Here is a 21,437-nt window from a genome sequence, read left to right on the forward strand (position 1 = left end):
CTATACCTTTTATGGTATAAATATACTAAAAAAATTTAAAACATACCTCTTAGGGTATAAAATTTTAAAAAGATAAAAAAATATACCTTTTGAGGTATAAAAAAATATCATATTGAATTAAAGAATTAAAAATATACTTTAACTTTATGATAAACTAAATCGTATTAGCGTGATACTAAAGAAGTAAACTAATCTATTTCATAATAATCAAAACCAATGATTTGGACAGCTTCATCTATACAATCAATTGCTTCAATTTTATGAACAAATAGTACATATTCATCTGATTCTGTATCAATACATCCTATTTGTAAGCCGTAAGCTCTTAAACAATCATCGTAATCATTTAAAACATCTGCTGAAGATATGGAAGCACCTGCTCCATAAGTTTCTGAATTGGGCAAGCTTAAGGAAAGTTCAAAATGTTTTTGAACCGCATTATCAATAAAATATTCCAAATCGTTTATGTCCTGTTTCCAATCAAAAAATTTGATAAAAAACAACTGCTCTTTTTCTAAATAATCCAACACATAAATAAAGGTTGAAAAATAACGGTCGTCATCAGAGTAATCTTTTAGGCTATGAAAAAATTCTAAAAGTTGTGGTTGTAATGTTGGATGAACACAATTTGACACTAAAGTTAAATATCCCTGCTTTTCTTCTTCGGAAAGTTCGCGAAGATTTATGTTTGATGTGCTGTTATTCATAAGTAAAGTAGTATTGGTTTATAAATTAGTACTATGGTTTATACTTTTGAAATTACCTTCTGAATTAGTTCTCTGTTAGACTTACTGATACCAAAATCTTTAGATAAGTTCATCCATTTAGCAAGTGAAGAACGAGTTTGTTCAATAACATTTTCTACGAATTCTTTTGACAGTTTTGCTTCCAAACCTAATTTAATAAGGTGTTTGATACTTATATTTCGCCCTTCTCCCATGACCATGGTACTTTGTTCTCCTCCTGGACCACTAGAAAAAGTAAGATCATAAGCAGGTGACAATTTCCATTCACCAAATTCATTCATCAAAAACGTGAAATTTTTTGAGTGATCGTCTCGATTGTGAGCCATTACATTAAAAACGGCTAAACGAAACATTTTTTCTACCTCTCGAATATCTTTTGTTATCACAGCTGTCAATGATAGTAAATCTTCATAGTCAAGAGATGGAAATCTAAAATTATTATGAATCAAACCGCTAACTGTATGCATATGGAAACGTTTGTTGCCATCTCTATCAAAGCGTTTTACCGCAAAATAGCCATTCCCTTTTTGTGAAGGGAACAAATGAATGTTTGGCATTTCAATTCCAGCATCTAACGCCATTAAGCCGTACACATATTCTATTGCACCAGCATCCAATCCATCTTGCGAATTAGCAAACTTCACCATCCAATGTTCCAAACCATTTGATAATTGATCTTTTCCATGAACTATGTTTTTTCTTTCAGAATCAACACCAATCAATGCTTTTGGTCGTGCTCCAGCAGAAGATCCATTTAAAGCTAATAGTTCAGCAATCACTTCTTCTGATTCTCCTTGCAAAACTTCTTCGGTTTGTGCAGCCAAAACATCCAAATTAATCCTTTCATTATTGTCATTTAGGCTTTGATCGGGTTCATAAACTAAGGCGCCTAAACCATTTAATCCAACATATGCTAAACGATTCAGCGGAGAAATATCTGAAGGATAGACACCTTCAGAACGAAGTAAACGGTCAAAAAGTAATCTTCCCCAACCATCCGGTAAACTATCATTGAAAACTCCAGCTAAACCTTCAAAAGGATTTTTTGGAAGCTCAATTACGCCACGTTGTAAAGGAAGTTTTATAGGGGAAATTTCTAAATTAGTTTGTAAAAATGCTTCCTCGTATTCAAAATAGATCAAACTATTATGAATAGCCAAACGTCCAACTTTTTGGATTTCAGAACCAAAATCTAAACTTACTTTAATTTCTTTAGTCGTTGTTTTCATTTTCTACTTCCTCTTTTTCTACTATTTTTCTCTTCTGATTTTAGAACTTCGTCAATAGATTTAAAATGTTGCTGCTTTGGCTTTAAAGCCTCAATCATTTCATCTAAACCACCAACAACTGAAAGTATTTTTAAAAATGAATCCAAAGAAATTACCCCCTTTTGTTCAAATTTTCTTAAAGTTGACAACGGAACACCAGATCTTTCCGACAAGCCTTCTTGAGTCAGTTCCATTTGTAATCGTCGGTCACGGATGTTTTCTACGATTTTCCTCTGTACTTTGGATAAAGAAATAAATAACATTATGATGGTATTTAAGTTGATATAACAATACAACTATCATTATAGTAGTACAAATATACAAAAAATTTGGTTTAAGACATAACTTTATATTGAGCATTTATAAGAAGTTAACTATCTAAAGTTTTTTTATAAACAACATAAGTTTGTTTAATTTTTTTGATAAAGCTTTCTTTAGAAATGATCCATGCACTAACTCAAAAAAATAACTTTCCTTCAGAAGTATTAATACAAGTATATTAAGAATAGATAAAGTCTTCAATCGAAAGCTTTATCTTTTTTTCTTGAAATTCTCAACTTGTTATAATTGTGATTCGATGTATTTCATAATAACTTTTTCAAGTTGTGTTTTTTGGTTTTGGTAATTGAAATAGTAGAACGTGTTACAATTTTCGACTTTTTGTAACATGAAAAAATAACGTGTTACATTTTTTGACATTTTGTAACATGAGAAAATAACGTGTTACAATTTTGGTGTTTTTGTAACGTGCCAAATTAATTGGTTTTCATTAAATATATTATTGCCTTCTGAATGCAAACCGGCGTATATTTTAATTGTTTCTGGATCACTTGGTCATTCAATTGAAGGTTTTATTTTTTGTAAAAAATCTTCGGTTGCTTTATTTTGACCCACTTCTTTAAAAGCTTGCACAAACAAATACAACAATTCATCTTTATCTTTTTGAAAACCCCAAAAAGAAACAAAAAAGGTTTTCGACGCAGTCTAAATACGGTCTAAATCGTTTCAAAAGCTAAATTAAAAGAACTCCCTAAGGTCAAACAGCTTTTAATTTTACGCTTTTTTCGACTTTTAGACACTCGTATTTATACTGTATGTCGGGTTTTAGATTATACTGAATATACTATTAACACTTGCAATGAACTTTTCTTATTTTTTTTTACAACGATTTAGGGAATTTGGGAATGGGAATAAAAAGTTGAATGATTTAATAAAATAACTTATATTTGAATTTACAAAATTTAGGCTTATGGAAACGATACAAAAGAAGCATTTAGGACGCAACATCAGTCGCATACGTGAAATGAAGGGAATGAAACAAGAAACTTTAGCTGAACTGTTAGGTATTAGCCAACAAAAAATGTCTGTAATAGAAAACACAGCTGATTTGGATGATGTAAAACTAAATGAAGTTGCTAAAGCCTTAGAAGTACCTAGCCAAGCGATAAAAGAATATTCAGACGAACGAATGATTAATTACGTAAATAATTTCTACGATAATAGCTCATCACAAGGAAATAGTTTTAACCAAGGAATGTACGCAACCTTCAACCCGTTAGACAAGTTGGTTGAGGCGTATGATGAGAACAAGAAATTATACGAACGTTTGTTAGCTGCTGAAAAGGAAAAATTAGCTTACCTAGAGCAATTAATAAAAAAATAGCTTTGTTATTATACGGAGCTCATTTATAAAAAAATAAAAATCGACTGTTTATTAAATGAATAGTCGATTTTTTTATTTCACTTTTATGCTTTAGCTATGGAGTACCTAACCTTTAAATGGCTATACACTAAAATTTTTGAACTTAATTAAAAAAAATCTTCTGATTTAAAAATAAGGTTTGTTGCCGATAAAAAGCTCTAATACTCAATTAAAAAATTAATTTGGTTTACAATATCTTCTTGCCAAGTTTTAATATCCGTTGCTGTAGCAATTTGCATTATACTACATTCTTTTTCTGACATTTCTAAATAATTTTTTGAACTAAAGTAATTTCCTTTTTTAATTGAATGTTGATCCGAAGGATAAACAAGAGCAACTTTTTTTGCTTGGTAAAATCTATGATATACATACATTTGGCGTAAATCTTCAGGTGATGGATTATAACCATTTAGATTTTTCCATTTTGTATCCAAAACGAAACTTTCTTGAGATTCTTTACATTTTAGAATGATATCTGGTCGCATTTTTGATGAATATCCCGAAGTTGGCTTCCAAAAACTTTTTGTTACTTGTGATGTAAACAAATTTTACAATCTGTTTTATTGCAGTTATATCCGTTTTTATTAGTTTTTACATTAAATTTTCCAAGAATTTTAATACTTAACCAACAAATAACTTCTTTTGAATATTCACTTAATGCATCGTATTGGAAAAAACGGTCAAATTGACCACCTAATTCCAGTGTAAATTGACCACTAGTTTCGGATGAAACTGACCACCCAATTCCAGTTCAAATTGACCACCTAAAAAAAGACTCTTTTTTTCATGTTGTTAGCACCTAAATTCGTTTAAAAAAAACGGATTTATGGCAAACAAAATAACAGACATGAGTAAAATTAGAAAAGCAATTAAATTCCATTTAAGTGGTAAGAGCAAGCTCTTTATAAGCAATTATCTGTCGCTTTCCAGAAATACGGTAAAAAAATATATTAGTTTGTTCGATAGTTTAGCAATGAATGCAGAAGACATTGAACGCAAAACAGATTCAGAATTAGAAATCCTATTTTCTCAAAATATACTAATTACACCCAATCCTAGGTTAGAAAAACTGTATAGTTATTTTCCAAAAATGGAACGAGATCTTAAAAAGGTTGGCGTAACTGTTCAGCATTTATGGGAGAATTATTATTCAGAAAATCCTGATGGATTAAAAAGTTCTCAATTTAGACATCATTTTAATAAATGGAGTAATCGGGTGAACCCTGTTATGCATATGAATCACAAATCAGGTGATAAAATGTATGTTGATTATGCAGGAAAAACACTTTCAATCATTGATAAAGATACTGGTGAGCTAAAAGAAATCCAATTTTTTGTAGCGATATTAGGCGCTAGTCAATATACCTATGCTGAAGCCACTTTTAGCCAACAAAAAGAAGATTTTGTAACTTCTTTAGAAAATGCTATTCATTTTTTTGGTGGCACACCCGCAGCAATTGTTCCCGATAACTTAAAGGCAGCTGTTATAAAAAGTAATCGTTTTGAGCCTACAATAAATGAAACGTTGGTTGATTTTGCTGAGCATTATCAAACTACTGTTTTGCCAGCTAGAGCATATAAACCAAAGGATAAATCATTAGTTGAGGGAGCCGTAAAAATACTTTATCAAAGAATTTATGTACACTTAAAGAATCAAGATTTCTTTAGTTTAGAAGAGCTTAATGATGAAATTTGGAGATTACTCGATATTCATAACAAAAAGAAGCTTACCTCACGTCCTTACTCTAGATTAGAGTTGTTTATCGAAGATGAACAAAAAGAATTAGCTCCTTTGCCACAAAATCGTTTTGAAATTAAACATCAGTCTTTTGCTACAGTGATGCAAAACGGACATGTACTTTTAAGTGCAGATAAAAACTATTACAGTGTTCCTTATCAATATTTACGAAAAAAAGTCAAATTACTTTATAGCAAAACAACCGTTGAAATTTATTATAAATATAATCGTATTGCAACGCACCCAAGACATTACAAACCTTATGTTTATACAACTCATGCAGAACATATGGCTAGTTCTCATCAATTTGTGGCAGATTGGAGTGCTTCCAAATTTATAGATTGGGCAAGCAGTATAGATTCTATTATTGCTGAATTGATTATTAAGATTATTGACAGTAAAAATCATCCCGAACAAGCTTATAAATCGTGTATGGGCATTTTATCTTTCGAAAAAAAGGTAGGTAAATACAGATTAATTAATGCTTGTAAACGTGCTTTAGACTATAAAATTTACAATTATAAAGCCATACATAACATTTTAGAAAATAATTTAGACAGCATTGACTCTGAATCAGAATTTGATCTAGAACTACCCAAACACAATAATATCCGAGGGAAAAACTATTATAAATAACATAAAATCAATATAAATATGAATGAAGCAACAGTTATCAAACTGAACCAAATGAATTTAAAAGGTATGTGTAATGCCTTTAAATCAACTATTGAAAACGGTAATGTAGATCGTTATACTATTGATCAGATGGTATCCATACTTGTTGATGCCGAATGGGATGACCGCCACAATAGACGTATCGAAAGAAGTATTAAAAACGCAAAATTTCATTACAAAGCTAATATTGAAAGTTTAAATTTTGATTCTTCTAGAAGTCTTGACAGAACTCAAATTTTACGTTTAGCTGATTGTGAATTTGTAAACAAAAATCAAAATGTATTAATAACAGGAAGTACAGGTGTGGGTAAAAGTTATTTAGGAACAGCCTTAGGTTATCAAGCTTGTATTGAAGGCTATAAAGTAAGTTACTTTAATACTTCAAAGTTATTTGCTAAACTAAAAATGGCAAAAGCAGATGGATCTTATTTAAAAGAATTAGCTAAATTAGAACGACAAGATGTAATTATATTAGATGATTTTGGACTTCAAGCATTAGATAGTCAAAACAGAATTACGCTATTAGAAATAATCGAAGACAGACATAATAACGGTTCTATAATCGTTACATCACAAATCCCTGTGCAAGGATGGTACGATATCATTGGTGAAAAAACAATAGCAGATGCCATTTTAGATCGACTTATTCATAACGCACATAGAATTGAATTACAAGGTGAATCAATGCGTAAAAAAAGAAGCAAAAACAACGAATAATTTTTGACTATATTTGAATAAATCTTAACAACAGAAAAAAGTAGTTTTTTAGTAAAATTTTAGGTGATCAATTTACATTGGAATTACATGGTCATTTTGAATTGGAATTAACTGCTCACTTTAAATTGGAATTGGGTGGTCAATATCACTGGAATTTGCACCCTATACACTTTTAAACATTGCAAATAGGCGTGTATGTTTTACTGACTATCAATTAATGCTTGATGAAGTATTTTGGGTTTGATAACCTTATGTAATTACTAAATAAATTTATAATTTTTCTATTGAAATAAATTTATAATTTTTCTATTGAAATAAATTTATAATTTTTCTATTGAAATTACTTTCCATTTATCTCCTTTAAAAATAGCAGTAGCACTGATATTACAATCATTATAAATTTTGTGTTTTTCCAATAAATATTTTGGCACATAATAATCTCCAATAAATCCAAAATCAGGAAATTCAATCATATCATTCTCATCATCAGAATCATAATAATCATATTCATTTTTATATTTTACGGATAATAGGCCTGAGACCTCTCTTTTTAAATTCGGATTTTTTTCCGAAGAATTCTTTATATCTAATACGTTTAGTCTAAATTTATTACTCTTATCTTTCTTTTTCGAATAAATTATTTCAATAAAATCACCTTCATTAGGTCGTAGGGGTGTCGCATCAAATTTTATAATACCTTCTGTATTTCTATCAACAATAAAATGAAACAACTGCTTTTCATTGTTTACTCCATCAACAAGAGCGATAGATTTATTAAAATGATTAATCGCTAAACTCTTCTCTATTTTTTTAATTTCCCTTAACTCTGATCGTTTTTCTCCTTTTATAATTTTATTGAATCTCTTAGCTGTGATAAAATCACCGATTTGAAAATTGTCATTTGATTGAGGAAAAAATATTTCTACATTATCGTAAGTAATAGCGTGTACAATTTGTTTTTCCTTGTTAATATATTCAACATAGGCAAAAGTATCTTCTAATATCTCGTAGGAATGTTTACTTGATGATTTAATAACCAAAGGAATATATTTAACTTCTTCTATTATTTTTTTAGGTTGCCAAGAATATGTATTCTCTACCTCTTTTTTTATTATTTGTTGATGCAATTTGAAATTAAAAACCTGACCTAGATTTGCATTTTTTAAAATGTTGAAACGACTTTTACTTAAAACAAATTCAATTTTATCTCCATTAATGAAAAGCATTTTATCTTTGCCTTTGTCATTTTTCCATTGATCAACTAAAACAACTTCATACCATTCAAAATCAGCATACGTAAAATCTTCTGCTATTGGGATATAGCTTGCATAAATTTTAAAATTGTTTGTCAGATTAGTTTCAATAACAGCAATGCTATTTATTAAACTGAAATACTCTTCCTTAACACTTTTACCATTTTTCTCTCTAGAAGTTTTATAAGTATTTAATTCTACAATTGCATTTTCTGGAAGATTTTCATAGACGAAAAGTTTAGCTAACTGTAAGCGAATTTCTCCTAAAAAATCTTCATTTTTCTCTAATGATGCAGCTTTTGCTAATAATCCAATTTTTAATTTATTATCGTTTTCAACACATTTTGCTAATTCGCTCCAGATATAATAGCTATTAGCCAATTCAAGAACCAGTTTTTTATAAATAGAAATTGCTTCTTCAAACTGCTTACTTTTTATATGAATTAATGCTTTTTCTCTTAAAATCCATTCATCATCTGGAAAAAGCTTAATTGCTTTATGATATGCAGGAATTATCCAATTAAGATTTTGCTCATTATTTTGTTTTTTAATGCATTCAAAAGATTTTTTTAGTGCTTTAATCGCTAATGGTTTATAAGTAAACTCTTCTTTTTTCGTTTCTTTCCAATCCTCATCACGTAATTTTTCTGGATTCCATTGTTTAAAAAACTCAAAAAAGCGCCACTCCTCATTTTCTTTCATAAATCTTTCTGCTAGATTTAAAATTTCAGAGTGCCATTTAGAAGAATCATAAGACGCATATTTTGTGATATATTCATTAAATAAAGACCATAATTGGTTAAACCTATTTTCTTTATTCAAATTCATCAACTTCCAAAAATATGGTTCTCTGAAAAAATCAAGAATTTTGTTATTGTCCAACTTAATTGAATCAAATAAAAAATTCAAATCAATTTCAGCTTTGGAATTTATAAACTCTCTACATATACGAGAAATAAGTGACGGAATTTTGTTACCATCTTTATCGCCATCTTTTAAATCTTCAGGTCTTAAATTTGAAGGATCCCATAATTTGAAAAAATTAAAGAATTTAAAATCAGTATTCGATTTAGAAAAATTAAGAGCAAAATTTAAAATCATAGAATGTAACATCGAAGGTCTTTCATTCTTAAGATTCATATAATCTCTTAAAAAAGTTCTGACTTGTACTGAATTTAATTGATTTATATCTGACTTTAAATACCTATAAATAATCCAGCCATAAGCTTCGTGATGTACTTCTTCTAATTTATTCTGTATTATTAAGTTTTGAAAAATTTGAATTGCTTCAGAATGATTTTCCTTTTTACTTAAATCTTCTGCCTTTTGAATTACACTATAATTACTATCAATTTTAGGACGTAACAGATTAATTTGTGAATATATAATCAGAAAATCTTTCGATATACCATTCTGCAGATTGGAAATCATCTTCATCCTCTGGAAAATATATTTCTCCTGAATAATCTTTAAAATCAAAAATAATCAAGCCATTCGTATAATATAGTAATGCATCTGCCTGAAACTTATAAAATAGATCGTTGGAAGGATTTCCGATTAAAATTCCCTCGAAATTATATTTATCAAATACACTTTGAATGATTTTAACAATTCTTCTGAACTGTTCATTCTCGTGCGTATTTTCGGTTTTATTATTTAGAATTTGTAGCATTTGGTTGGTATGGTTATAAATATCAATTAGTGTAGAGCTTATTACTAAAACTATTAATTACACATCCAATATCACTTTCTGTAACAATGTTTGTGAATCGGTATAGAATGGTACATCTGTTTTCGTAAAAACAGTTGGTGGTAATGTTCCAAATTCGGACATATTTGTCATAGGCACCAAAACGATTTTAGCACCGTTCTCTGATAAACTTGACACACGATCAGCAAAATTATTGGCTCTTTCAATTGCTCCACCAATTGAAATATTACCTAAAACAGCTAATCCCCCTTTTAAGTTTTTCTTATATAATGCTGAAATAATGGCCACATAAACGGCAGCACCAATACCATCCGTTACATTAGAACCCAAAATTGTAGAAACTTGTAAGTTAATGTCAAAATTACTTAAAGAATGACGCTCATTCAAAATTGATTTTTCGTTCGCTTTTAGGTAATTGTACGTATTCTTAATATTCTCTTTTACGGCTTGGTTCGATGTACCTGTTATATTTAATTTACCATTCCCAGCAATTGCAACTACTTCTATTTTAACTACAGCATTGGTTTCGCCATCGTTGGTAGCAGTATAACATGTACCTGGAGCTAATGGATTTGCTTCAATTAAAGACGATCCTTTTTCCTCTGGTAAACCGACAAAAACTTCTTCTTGTGTTTCTTTGTCAATGTATGAGAAATTGGTATCCCAGAATTCCATCCCCCCAATACGTTTTAATTGTTCTTTTACACGACGACGCATTTCCATCGCAATGGTTAAGTATTTACGGATATCTTCTTTGGTGTATTCTCCGTGTGGGTGTAAAAGTTTTACAAACCCTGAAACAATACGACGAACCGATTTGGCGTCACGCTGTTTTAAATGATTCCCTAATGCAAAATATTGATCTAAGGCATCTGTGAATGTTATTTTACGCTGTGATTTTAGTAATTCTGAAAAGAAGTCTGTACTAAAGCCATAATGCTTCGTAAAATTTGATGGACTAAATTTGACAATTTCCCACCCTGGTAAAAATAAGTTAATACGATCTAAGAAGGCTGTATCTTCATTGACCTCATCTGATAAGGGACTGAATAAATGAGAAGTTTGCAAAACCGTTTCTACAGGTTGATTGATGTTTCCGTTTAAGATAATCGAAGCAGAACCTGAAATTTCACCATTCTTTGCACGAGAGAATGATCCTGATTCCATGTAATCTTTCATTAATGGAATAGCATCTCTATCTTTAAAAAGCTTATCGGTACTTTCGTCAAAACAAATCGCATCCCAAAGTCCTACAGCACCTACACGTCCTGAAGCATTGTTAACGAATAATTGAGCAACAGTACCTTGACCGCCTGAAACTAAAATCGCATATGGTGTGATTTCTTTGTAGATGTATGATTTACCTGATGAACGAGGTCCTAATTCTACAATATTGAAATTCTTTTCAACCAATGGAATTAAACGACACAATAATAAATCTTGCATACGCTCGTCCATTCCTTCGCTTTCTGGCTCGTATCCCGCACTGCGTAATAATAATTTTTTCCAGTCTGCAGTTTCGAAATTCTTACGTTTATCTACGATCGATGAATTGTCAAAAGACGATAATTGTATGGGGGTAATTTTACTTACTACGAAAGGAAAAACTTTTGAACCAATTGTAATTAAAGGATCATATTCTACGTCTATAATCGCCCAAATACCCCCTAATAAAATCTTTTCGTGCTGTTTTACCAAATCACTACTAATGTTAGCATTTTTAATGTTTGAATTGACTAATGTAGCCCAATAGGTATCTCTCGTTGCATCTAATTCTACGGAAATTTTATCGATAATTTTGTATCGTCCTTTCTCTCTAATCTTTGATTGAATTAAAGAACTCTCTTCAGGATTTACATAGTGATCGCGCAAGATAGTACGAACATTTTCTAAACCTTCTTTTATTTTCTCTTCATCATCTGTACTGCAACTATTGGCTAATAAGTATTCTAAAACAAAGGCAGGTACATTTGCACCTCCTTTTACAATACCTACTAAATCTTTTTTTACCACGAAACCTCTAAAGTTATCGATGGCCTGTGTATCTAAATTATCTAATTGAATCATTATTTTAGCTTTAGAAATTAAAATAATCCTCCCATATCTCGGGCAGTCGATTTGTTCACAACAACTTGGTCTATTTTTTCTTTTGTAGTGGCATCCTCTACCAATACCACAATCTGTTGATGACCTTCGAATCCAAATTCTTTATCCCATTGTTGATTTTTCTGAATAGTGATGACTTCTACTGTTTGTAATGGAATGTTATTATGGTATAAGGTAATATTTAGGGTACGTTGGCTATCAAAAAGCGAATCTTCACTTACTTGAGTTTCTAATTTAATTTTAAAATATTCACCTGATACCTCTGTTAATTGGTTTTTATTTGAAATAAATACCTGTAATGCAGGTTGTGCATTCCCTTTACGTTTGAACATAAAATTTGGAATGATGACCTCTTGTGGTGCAAATCCTCCATGCGCAAACCCATACACTCCTGGTGTACGGAACGGACGATCGGATTGTGCTACATTGATGTACTGGTATTGCTCATACTTTTTAGGAATGCTCCATAAAATATCCGTATGTTGTTTTTCTACCGAGCGAATGTAACGTTCACTTTTACTGTGATTTCCGTCGATAGATACTTCTAACTTATCGGCGTCTGATAATAAACCTGTTAATACAAATCCATGATCGGTTACTAAATGTACTTCCTCGTATCCCGCACGTAAAAGTTCCTCAATTTTTTTGATTAATACCTTTTCGAACTCAGCGAATAATTTAATAGCATCCAACTGTAATTTTTCACCTGCGCTGTCAATATCCTTGTAGGTTAAAACTAGAATAGGATCTTGTGTTGTTGCATTGGTATCGACTAATTTCTTGAATGCGATATCTTTCCCTGTACGTTTAAGCAACTCCTTTTCACGATCGCTTTGTTTGGCTAAGACCTGCTGATCTCCCACATATAAAGCTGACATATTATGCTCGGTTTCTGATGGTAAATCGGCTAACATCACTTGCTTATGTACTTCATAGGTTTTATCAATGGCATTGGCCACCGCTTCTGCAATTTCCCAACGAACACCATCGCCTACAATAACCGCCAATTTCTTGGTTGAATTTTTAATCAAATCAACCAAATATCCTTGTTGATTGCTTTGGTAATCGTCTTTGTAGGTGAACCATTTATCAATCAATTCTTGGTTGATGCTTTGATAGTATTCTTGTATCGGTTTTAAAATACTTTCTTCGTTTAAAAACTCCTGATACAAGTTACGAATCGCACGATCCAATGCTTGATATTCGGTGGTGTAATATGCTACAACCTCTTTTAAACTGAATAGCTTAGATATTTTTGAAGGATCAAAACTTAAAACGACACTAATATCTTTCCACCACATTGGTACCAACGGATTACGATGGTTTCCGATTCTTTTCTTAATGGTACTGTGGTATTTTGTTTTAAATGCCACATTATGCAAATTCGACACCACATCCACTAATTGTTTGCGGTCTATTTCCTCAAAACAATGGTTGCTTTCTACTTCCCAATGGTTGAAGCCCTGTGGTATCGTAAAATGCTTTACGTATTGTTTCAATACAGCTATGTATTGGTTACTGTCTAACCAGTTGGTGTACCAAACTTTATCTTCAGTAGCTTTGTTCTGCACGATGTTGTGCAACATTTGCTCGACCACTTCTTGTACGAGTACCTTCAATGGTTTATCTGAAACGGGTTGAGCAACAAAAGCAAATAATTTCTGACGAACGTACTGAATAACTTCATCTGCTTGTTGCTGTTCCCAAGCGTCTGGGTTGGCTATAAACGGCAATATTTCTTGTTCCAAATTAACGACATCAGCTAAGCCTTGAATGACGGCTTTCCACCATTTGATGTCTTTGCCTACGCTGGCTTTAGCAGCAGTTAGCAGTTCTTCTTTGGTTAATTGAATTTGTAAACCGGTTTCTTTAAAGAGTTTTTGACGTAACCATTCCTCGGTGTTAGAAAAATCTAAAACACCGTGTGTTTCGGTATAATCATACAAAAAGCTCAATTGCTTCTTCGGTCTTTGGGAGTAGATGATGGTCTCTACTTTTTGGGCTTTCTCGATGTCAACACGCAAAAACAATTCTTCTTTTACCCGTTGCCATTCTTCTGGCAAGCTATGATTTAATTGGTGCAACTGATAGCCTGCTTGTTGCCAAGCAGGAACTAATTGTGTTAATTGGCCTTCTGGATCTAGTACCACGACCAACTGTCTGCGGCTCAACTGATGTTGAAGCTCTTGTTGTATCCATTGATCTACCATTATTAGTTAGCTTTAAGAAATTTTGTCAATTGAGTTTCATTTAGAACGTCAATTTTTAACATTCCTTTTTTCTGAAGAGGTGCAATATTTATAGCTACACCATTTTCTAAAATAGGATTGTAATTTTCTGCAATCAATTCGTCTAATTTGGCTTCGAAAGCATCAAGTTCGCTTTCTTGATCAAAGATTAATTCTTTTTCTGCTTGTGCAGCTGCTGATTCAGCATCTCGTAAATCCGATTTGCGCAATCCGAGTTGCTCTCTGCGTTTGGCTACATAAACCGATTTTAGTTTGAAAATACTGTCGCGGTTCCATTGGTAAATAGAAGTATACACCTCAAACGCTTTGTACTTGCCTGAAGACAGATGCCAAATGAATGGACAAGATGGCATTCTTTTGAATAATTTCAATCTATTACATAAATCATTATAATAATTACCACTATGTATGTAATTTTCTAAATTATCTCCGAAAAAATTATCCAACTCAGCAATTTGTGCAGCTGTAAAGCCTTGCTCGTGTAAGTGTGCTACTAAACGATCTAACAAACGTGTTTCTAACGCTTGTTGGTACAATGGAATGATCCCATCATCGTCTTGTGCCAATAAAGTGCGGATATGATCGGTTACAAACTCTAAAGCAATTTCTTTAACTTTATTCATAGGTAACACATTGGCTTCTTTAAACCAATACCATAAGTTAATTGGATGAATATTGAATTTAATACAAATATCTTCCAGCTCTTTATCAAAATCTACCACATTACTAATTCTTTGAATTAAATGTTCAGTTATCGATATACTGTCTGTGGTATCAAGTTGTTTAAGCTTATCAATAACATGAACATCTAACTTTGGAAAATAATTTACAAATTCCTTCATAGCATTTGTTGAAATTTGTAAAGAATTAATTATTTCTCCTTTCGATAATAAATATTTATAACTATCGACTTCATTCAAATTATAATAATTTAAACAAATTTCATTTATTATACTTTCATTTATTAGAATCAAAATAGAGTCATAAAATTGATTAATTAAAAATATTTTAATACTTTCTTTTATAAATATATTATCATTATTTATAGGATTAGTAGTGTAAATTCTTTCAATTAAAGAGAATTGACATAATTTCTGTTTTAATTCAATATTTTTTCTAGATAAATTGATGATATTTTCTTTATCATAATTATTTAAGTTTATAAATGGCATTCTTTTTAAATCTCCTGCCTGTTTATTTACCGTAGGATTTAAACAATCAAGTATATATAAATTAATATTACAATTTAAAAAGCCCAACAGTAATAACATGTCATCTTCATTATTAACAAAGCCATTCATTGAACCATTATCAACAAATTCTTCTTTATATTTGATTCTAAATGAAGCACCTTTTGAAGATTGTCTCCCAGAAGAAACTCCATATAGAGATTGCCTAGAAAATTCACTTTTATTTAAATTAATATTATTTGGAACTACTAACCATTTATTGCCATACCACTTATTATAATCTCCACCTTTTAAATAATTTTTATAACTAGATAAATCAGCTAATTCCCAATGAAAATATATTTTTTGAGTTGTTGGCAACTGTACTCCAACAGCAATAGAATTTACATTTTTTTGTAAATTATTTTCTACAAAAATATTCCTAAGATCATTAGATATCCAATATATAAAAGGAGATGATTCTATTCTATTAAAATCCTTTTGATCTACTAGAAAAACATGCTTTTTATCTATTTTTCCTATCAATAGTTTTTCATATAAATCGTAAAAAATATCATTTTTATTAGAGTGATTTTTATATTCTTTTAAATCAATAAATATTGAATGATAATTAGATTTCAATTTTGATAAAATGTACATACAAGCGTCTACCTGGACATCTGCATTATGAAATATACCTCCCAAGCCTAACTCAACAAAGAAATCAATAGAAGTTTTATCTAAAATATATTGACGTACATCTTCAAATGTTTTGATGTACATAAATGTTGGAGGGTGTACCATTGCCACATTACCATCTTCTGTGGTTAGCTCATAACAACGTTTAATAAACGTTGCGTATAAATTGGTATGAAACTTATAGGGTTTCTTGTAGTACTTTTCTACAAATTCTTTTAATTCAGGTCCAAAATCTGCCGAATCTGTGTACGGTGGGTTTGCTACCGCTACATCATATTTGTTGGTTAAAACATCTAAATAGGTTACCGCACTGGATGCTTGCACCTGCATAAAATTGTGCGCCCCTGTAGATGCATAATTGGTTACCGCTTTGTATAAATCGTTGATAAAAGATTGACGGAAAGAAAGGTAGGTTTCATTTTCGGCAGAAGTAAATAAAGTGACTTCTGATCGCTCGAAAGTAGATAAATGTTGCTCTACGATTTCTTCAATACGGATTAAGGCCCCAAACTTGTGTGCTTGTTGCAAATCGTCCCAAATGCTGATGATTACTCTTTCTACGGCTTGTTCAGCGCTCGTTTTCTTCTCGTCTGAAGGGAAGAAAATATGTTTGACCTCTTCGTATACGGGCAATACAAAATCTGAACTCACTAAATTGAAATGGTCAATTTTGATGTTACGTTTTTTACGTCTTGCTTTAATGTACAAGCCTAATTGTGCAATTTGCGCTGCACGGTTGTCTAAATCGACCCCGTGTAAGTTGTGTTCTAAGATTAATTTCGGGATGTCGCGTTCTTCGTAATCAGCTCCATAATTATCAATCTGATCTTGGTACAAATCGTAAAACACATCGAAGGCATACAATAAGAAATTTCCCGATCCCATTGCAGGATCAATTAATTTGATTTCGTGTAAGGACTTTGGTTCACGCACACGTTCAGTAGGCGCATTGGCAATCGCATATTTGTTTTTGATGTCCGAATGCGGATACATCTCCAAATACTGTTTCCCTAAACTGTTATCGACTAAGAATTTCACCACCCATTTTGGGGTATATACCTGTGACTGAATGGAAACCTTGTCGTATTCTGTTTTCGCTTTTGAATCTTTGTGAGCTACTTTCTTGTAGTTGTTGTAGCTTTCGTACAACCAACCTAAGACATCATCTGATTTCCAAATATCAGGATCGATGTCTTTTTCGTCTGCTTCTACCGCATTAAAGGCATCGATGATTTCTTTTAGTTCGATGGCTGTCGGCAACAAATGGTAGTAATGCGAAAGACTGTACAAAGGTAAATTCTCTGACAAATTTTGGAATTCGTATTGGATAAAATCTACCAATCCTTCTTGGTCCTCGTTTCGTTTCTCTGGGAATTGCTCCAAAAAAGCAGAATGTGCAAACGAACGATTTCCATTTTCTGGACGTTGGGTGATGGTTTCAGGAATTAAAGTATGTGCTTCTGACACTTTTATAGCTGCAATACGATTGAATAAGGTGAACGTTAATTCGTCTACCAACTTTTCGTATGCTTTTTCATTGGTTCCCGTTTCTTCTTTCAACGATTGGAACACTTCAAGTAAACGTTCCTTTTCTTTTTGTTGTTCTGCCGATAGATTTACTTCAACAGTATTTATAGCAATGCCTAAGCGGCCCAATCTGTTTTCTACAGCAGATTGAACTGTTTGGCGTATATGATTGGTATGATCCGATAGTTTCATTAATTCAAGTGTTTTGGTGGTATTATATTAGTTTTCGAACTCAATCTCATCATCTGGTTTCGCATTGGCTACTTTCTGTAATTCTTTGGTCAACCATTCTTTGTAAGCGATTACCGTTAAGTTTTTGGCTGGAAGTTGTGCTTTGATCTTACGAATGACAGGTCTAGCAGGTTCTTGTGCTACTCCCGAAGGTATTTCAGACTGTATTTCACCCTCTGTTGTTGATGAAGGTGTAGATTCTGGAACTACAGTAACAATAGATGCTTTTTGAATGTCTAAATCCACATCTATTTGATTGATTAAAGCCGTCGCTGTCGCATATTCAGAATACGAGAATCCCGATTTCTTATTGACGATCGAAAACTCTAAATCCAACTCCGTAACCGCACGTTGCGCTGCAAACTGTAAATGCTGTTTTACTTTTTGTAAAATCCCCGCATTTTGATTGTTTGGCAAGGCTTCAATATCTAATTTAATGGCTTCTGCTTTGGTTTGTAGTTTCCTGAACTCAACCGAATACTGGTCTATTAAGGCTTTAAATTTCGCATGGTATTTATCCTTAATTTCCTGCGCCAATTGTTGTAACTGTGGAAATGCCTTCGTAATATCGGTTTTAAGTAAAGCATCATATTCTTCCATTTTATCAGTAATAGATTCATCCAAAGCATTGGCTTTATTTAAATCTGTTTTTACCTCGTGAATATATGTTGCCCAATTTTGTAGTTTACTCAAATTGTTTTTGACAAACTTTTCCATCTTATCCACCTTAAGAATAGCGCTTTCTAACTCTTCTTTTTGGGCGATAAAATCGTTGGCACGACTGATGTAATTATCAGAAGTTACATTACTTGTAAACGCATTGATGTAATCTTTGTATTCTTTCGCTTTTGGAAAATACACCGCAAAATCCTTAACGTTATCTGTCAAGTTTTGCATTTTATTGATGTAAATTTTCGCTAAATCTTTAATGGCCGTAGCCAATTGAAAATCGTTGGTATTATAATCTATTTTATATCCTTCTTGCTTTTGAATAACGTATTCTAACTCATTATTCAAGAAGAATTCTACAATTTGCTTTTTCTGATGTGCTGTTAACGATTGCGTATTGGCTTTGAAAGACGCTTTCTTAAATTCATTGGCTTTTGAGAAAACATCTAATGCACCTTTATCTGTAACCGCATAAATTGGATTGGTTTGCGTAGGCGTTTTTACGGCCAAACGACCAGCGCGTAACAAAGCAGCTAAAGTTACTAGAATGGTACCGTAAGCGTATCCTGTTGGAGCGCCAGCTAATTTAGCTTCGATGTCTGTCCCTGCTACAAACGAATTGCGAATAATGTGAGTTACTTCTTCTACCACACTTAAATTCTCACCCACAAAGTTGCCGTTCGCATCGAAAAATGCAAACTCTTTGCTGTTGAATAAAGTTTGTAATCGACTTGGGCTTTGTTCTTTAATAACCTGTACCGCAACCGCTTCTGGCATCTGACTTTGTAAACGCTTGTTGTACACGTTCGAGACCATTTTCTTCTGTAAGTTTTGCACTTCCGAAACGTAATTGCTGTCGTTTAAAATCGACGTATTGAAACAATAAATCAACGTTGAAGAAGCTAAGGCTTTATCAATCGCATTTTTTAAAGTGTGCTCCTTGTCTTCTTTATTGCGTAATAAATTTTGAACCACTTTCCCTTCATCAGAACCTTTGTTCGGGTACTTTTGCTCCACTTGCTCAATACGAATAATGCCATCAATCAGTTTATCAATCTCAATAAAATGATCATTTTCTGGATATAAAACCGCTAATCCTTTGTGCTCGTCGTATTGGCTTTTCAATTGATTAATTTCAGCTACACGATTTTCTGACATCGTATATAAGCTTTTTACCTGAATAGCCAATTCTTTTACATTGGAATTCAACAAATCATCCTTATCGTCTGATTGTACATTAAAGTTGAATTTTATACCATCCGTGACACTTCCCAATTGCTGAATTAAAGATGATTTTTTATAGTAATCAATTAAACGCCCTTTCTTTAAATAACCTTGTACCGCATAGCTGTTCATTTCATCCAAAATTTTCTGCTCTACGTCAGAGGTAATTTTGAATGCATTATCACTTTCGATAACAATTTTAGCATCCACTAATATTTGTAAAGCTTCCTTAATTTCATTTTGTTTTTTGATGACATCATCTGCATTATTGAAGTAAGCTTTAGCAATATTTAAAATAGAGGTCTTTACGACTTCTGATTCACTTAAAAAGTTGATCGTTTCTAATAATTTACGACCATTGATCGTATTATTTTCTAATACTTTTTCGGCTGCGCTGTAACGACTAGATAAACGAATATCGGGTTGGTTATTCGCTTCACGAGCAATTTGCCATCCTGTTACCGTGTTATACAATTCATCTTCTTTTACTAATTTTCTTACGATATCAAAAGTGGTAATGATCATCCCACGAGCCGCCACTTTAGTAGACGCATAACCTTTGGTACCAAATAAGAAGTTTTGTAATAGACTGAATTGATTTTCGTAAAATGGATAATATGATGTGTATGATTCTACTGTTGCTGTATTCGAAATACCGTAGCCATTTAAATTAGAATGGTCTCCAATTTTACCTGAGTTTGATTGGTAATAATCATTTAATAATTTGACGCCTTCCGTTGTTTTCTTAAGAATTCGGCTTTTGATAATGGTATCTACCTCTGTTGCTTCTAAGTGAATTTTTTCCACAAAACGGTCGGTAACTTTTACCAATGAAGCTTTAGAAATGCTGGCATTTGAGATGACATCATCTAATTTTTCTTGCGCAATAGCGATAGTCCAAACCTTTCCACCCAGCGTATTTAATGCTTCAGATACTCCTTCTAAATCCAGTAAAGTAATTTTACGTTGATTAATAGCTTCCGAAGTTTCATCAAACATAAATACAATGGATGTATCCGTTTTAATTTGAATATACGACTTTAATTCACGAGCTAAATCAGCTGGTGAAAATACATCAATAGCAGAACGTATAGAAACCAATAGTTGATCGTATTCTTTTTCAGAAAGACCAGAATTTATATGAATGTCTTTACACGCTGTAAAATAGGTACGCATATTCCCTTTCAACTCTGCCCAATCTTTACCAATTATTTCTTTTACATATGCATAAATATCGGTCTTTCCTGCCGCAATCATCGAATTGAATAGCATATAGCCATACTCATCTAGTGGTAAGTTTATTGTCTTTAAGAAGTTCTTGAATAATGTATAACTAAGCCCCTTAGAAGTGTCTTGTTTAGCAATATCCAAAAAAACCACGAGATTGTGGTATCGATCTAATTTTGCAATCTTATTTTTGAAGAACATTTCGTCTTCAATCCCCGTAAAACGATTCAATAATCGTTCACGCGAAGGAGTTCCATTAATGTTTTGATTAGCTAATAAATACCCAATCATTTTAGCGAAATACGATTTACCTGATCCATAGAAACCTGAGATCCAAACTCCAGTTTCAACGGCATTGGAAGTAAATTTATCCAAGAATTGCTCAAAATCTTTCGCTAAACCATCGGTTACGATATAATCTTCAATCTCTTTTTGGATTTCGTTTTCTGAAATATCTTCAATATTGATTACATTCTTAATATCTACATTTAAGTCGATAGATAGTAAATCTTTTATCTTCATATGA

General features: G+C 32.0%; 13 protein-coding genes. 3 read left to right on the top strand and 10 right to left on the bottom strand.

All coding sequences use genetic code 11. The features are described from left to right. Positions 1–188: 188 nt before the first annotated feature. From HW119_RS00830 to HW119_RS00840, 3 genes are read right to left on the bottom strand one after another with little or no spacing between them, the layout of a single operon-like run. Positions 189–707, bottom strand: coding sequence for a hypothetical protein (locus HW119_RS00830; RefSeq protein WP_177760862.1), 519 nt, complete (start codon positions 705–707; stop codon positions 189–191). A gap of 38 nt (positions 708–745) precedes the next feature. Further along, entirely contained in the window at positions 746–1,975 is a 1,230-nt protein-coding gene (locus HW119_RS00835) for a type II toxin-antitoxin system HipA family toxin (RefSeq protein ID WP_177760863.1), read from the bottom strand. After that, positions 1,972–2,277: a helix-turn-helix domain-containing protein gene (locus HW119_RS00840; RefSeq protein WP_177760864.1), complete on the bottom strand. Its 306-nt coding sequence runs from the start codon at positions 2,275–2,277 to the stop codon at positions 1,972–1,974. Before HW119_RS00840 ends, HW119_RS00835 begins: the two co-directional genes overlap by 4 nt. A 986-nt stretch (positions 2,278–3,263) precedes the next feature. Here HW119_RS00840 and HW119_RS00845 point away from each other — a divergent pair. Further along, on the top strand, positions 3,264–3,677 hold the full coding sequence (locus HW119_RS00845) for a helix-turn-helix domain-containing protein (protein ID WP_177760865.1): 414 nt from the start codon (positions 3,264–3,266) through the stop codon (positions 3,675–3,677). A 197-nt stretch (positions 3,678–3,874) separates the two neighbouring features. Here the strand turns inward: HW119_RS00845 and HW119_RS00850 are convergent, their stop codons facing one another. Then, the gene (locus tag HW119_RS00850) at positions 3,875–4,261 is read right to left on the bottom strand and encodes a 5-methylcytosine restriction system specificity protein McrC (protein ID WP_177760866.1); all 387 of its coding nucleotides are present in this window, start codon (positions 4,259–4,261) and stop codon (positions 3,875–3,877) included. A gap of 281 nt (positions 4,262–4,542) precedes the next feature. On the opposite strand from HW119_RS00850, the gene istA reads away from it, so the two are divergent. Both istA and istB read left to right on the top strand, forming a co-directional pair. Beyond that, positions 4,543–6,090: an IS21 family transposase gene (gene istA / locus HW119_RS00855; RefSeq protein WP_177760867.1), complete on the top strand. Its 1,548-nt coding sequence runs from the start codon at positions 4,543–4,545 to the stop codon at positions 6,088–6,090. Between the two features lie 18 nt (positions 6,091–6,108). Then, on the top strand, positions 6,109–6,846 hold the full coding sequence (gene istB, locus HW119_RS00860; protein WP_177760868.1) for an IS21-like element helper ATPase IstB: 738 nt from the start codon (positions 6,109–6,111) through the stop codon (positions 6,844–6,846). Positions 6,847–7,166: 320 nt separating this feature from the next. Here the strand turns inward: istB and HW119_RS00865 are convergent, their stop codons facing one another. Genes HW119_RS00865 through brxC form a run of 6 tightly spaced genes read right to left on the bottom strand, consistent with a single transcriptional unit; the run spans position 7,167 to position 21,433 of the window. Continuing rightward, on the bottom strand, positions 7,167–9,536 hold the full coding sequence (locus HW119_RS00865; protein ID WP_218620384.1) for a tetratricopeptide repeat protein: 2,370 nt from the start codon (positions 9,534–9,536) through the stop codon (positions 7,167–7,169). After that, complete coding sequence (locus HW119_RS00870; protein WP_177760870.1) at positions 9,469–9,771, bottom strand: hypothetical protein; 303 nt, start codon at positions 9,769–9,771, stop codon at positions 9,469–9,471. The genes HW119_RS00865 and HW119_RS00870 overlap by 68 nt, the downstream gene beginning before the upstream one ends. Positions 9,772–9,828: 57 nt before the next feature. Continuing rightward, positions 9,829–11,877: a protease Lon-related BREX system protein BrxL gene (gene brxL / locus HW119_RS00875; RefSeq protein WP_177760871.1), complete on the bottom strand. Its 2,049-nt coding sequence runs from the start codon at positions 11,875–11,877 to the stop codon at positions 9,829–9,831. A gap of 17 nt (positions 11,878–11,894) precedes the next feature. Further along, positions 11,895–14,126 carry a PglZ domain-containing protein gene (locus HW119_RS00880; protein WP_177760872.1) on the bottom strand — a complete coding sequence of 744 codons (2,232 nt, stop codon included), beginning with the start codon at positions 14,124–14,126 and terminating at the stop codon, positions 11,895–11,897. Positions 14,127–14,128: 2 nt separating this feature from the next. Continuing rightward, a complete protein-coding gene (locus HW119_RS00885) occupies positions 14,129–17,752 on the bottom strand; it encodes an Eco57I restriction-modification methylase domain-containing protein (protein WP_177760873.1) in 3,624 nt (1,207 codons plus the stop codon). Positions 17,753–17,779: 27 nt separating this feature from the next. Beyond that, on the bottom strand, positions 17,780–21,433 hold the full coding sequence (brxC, locus tag HW119_RS00890) for a BREX system P-loop protein BrxC (protein WP_177760874.1): 3,654 nt from the start codon (positions 21,431–21,433) through the stop codon (positions 17,780–17,782). Positions 21,434–21,437 lie beyond the last annotated feature (4 nt).

Source organism: Flavobacterium sp. I3-2 (genome assembly GCF_013389595.1).
Taxonomy (GTDB): Bacteria; Bacteroidota; Bacteroidia; order Flavobacteriales; family Flavobacteriaceae; genus Flavobacterium.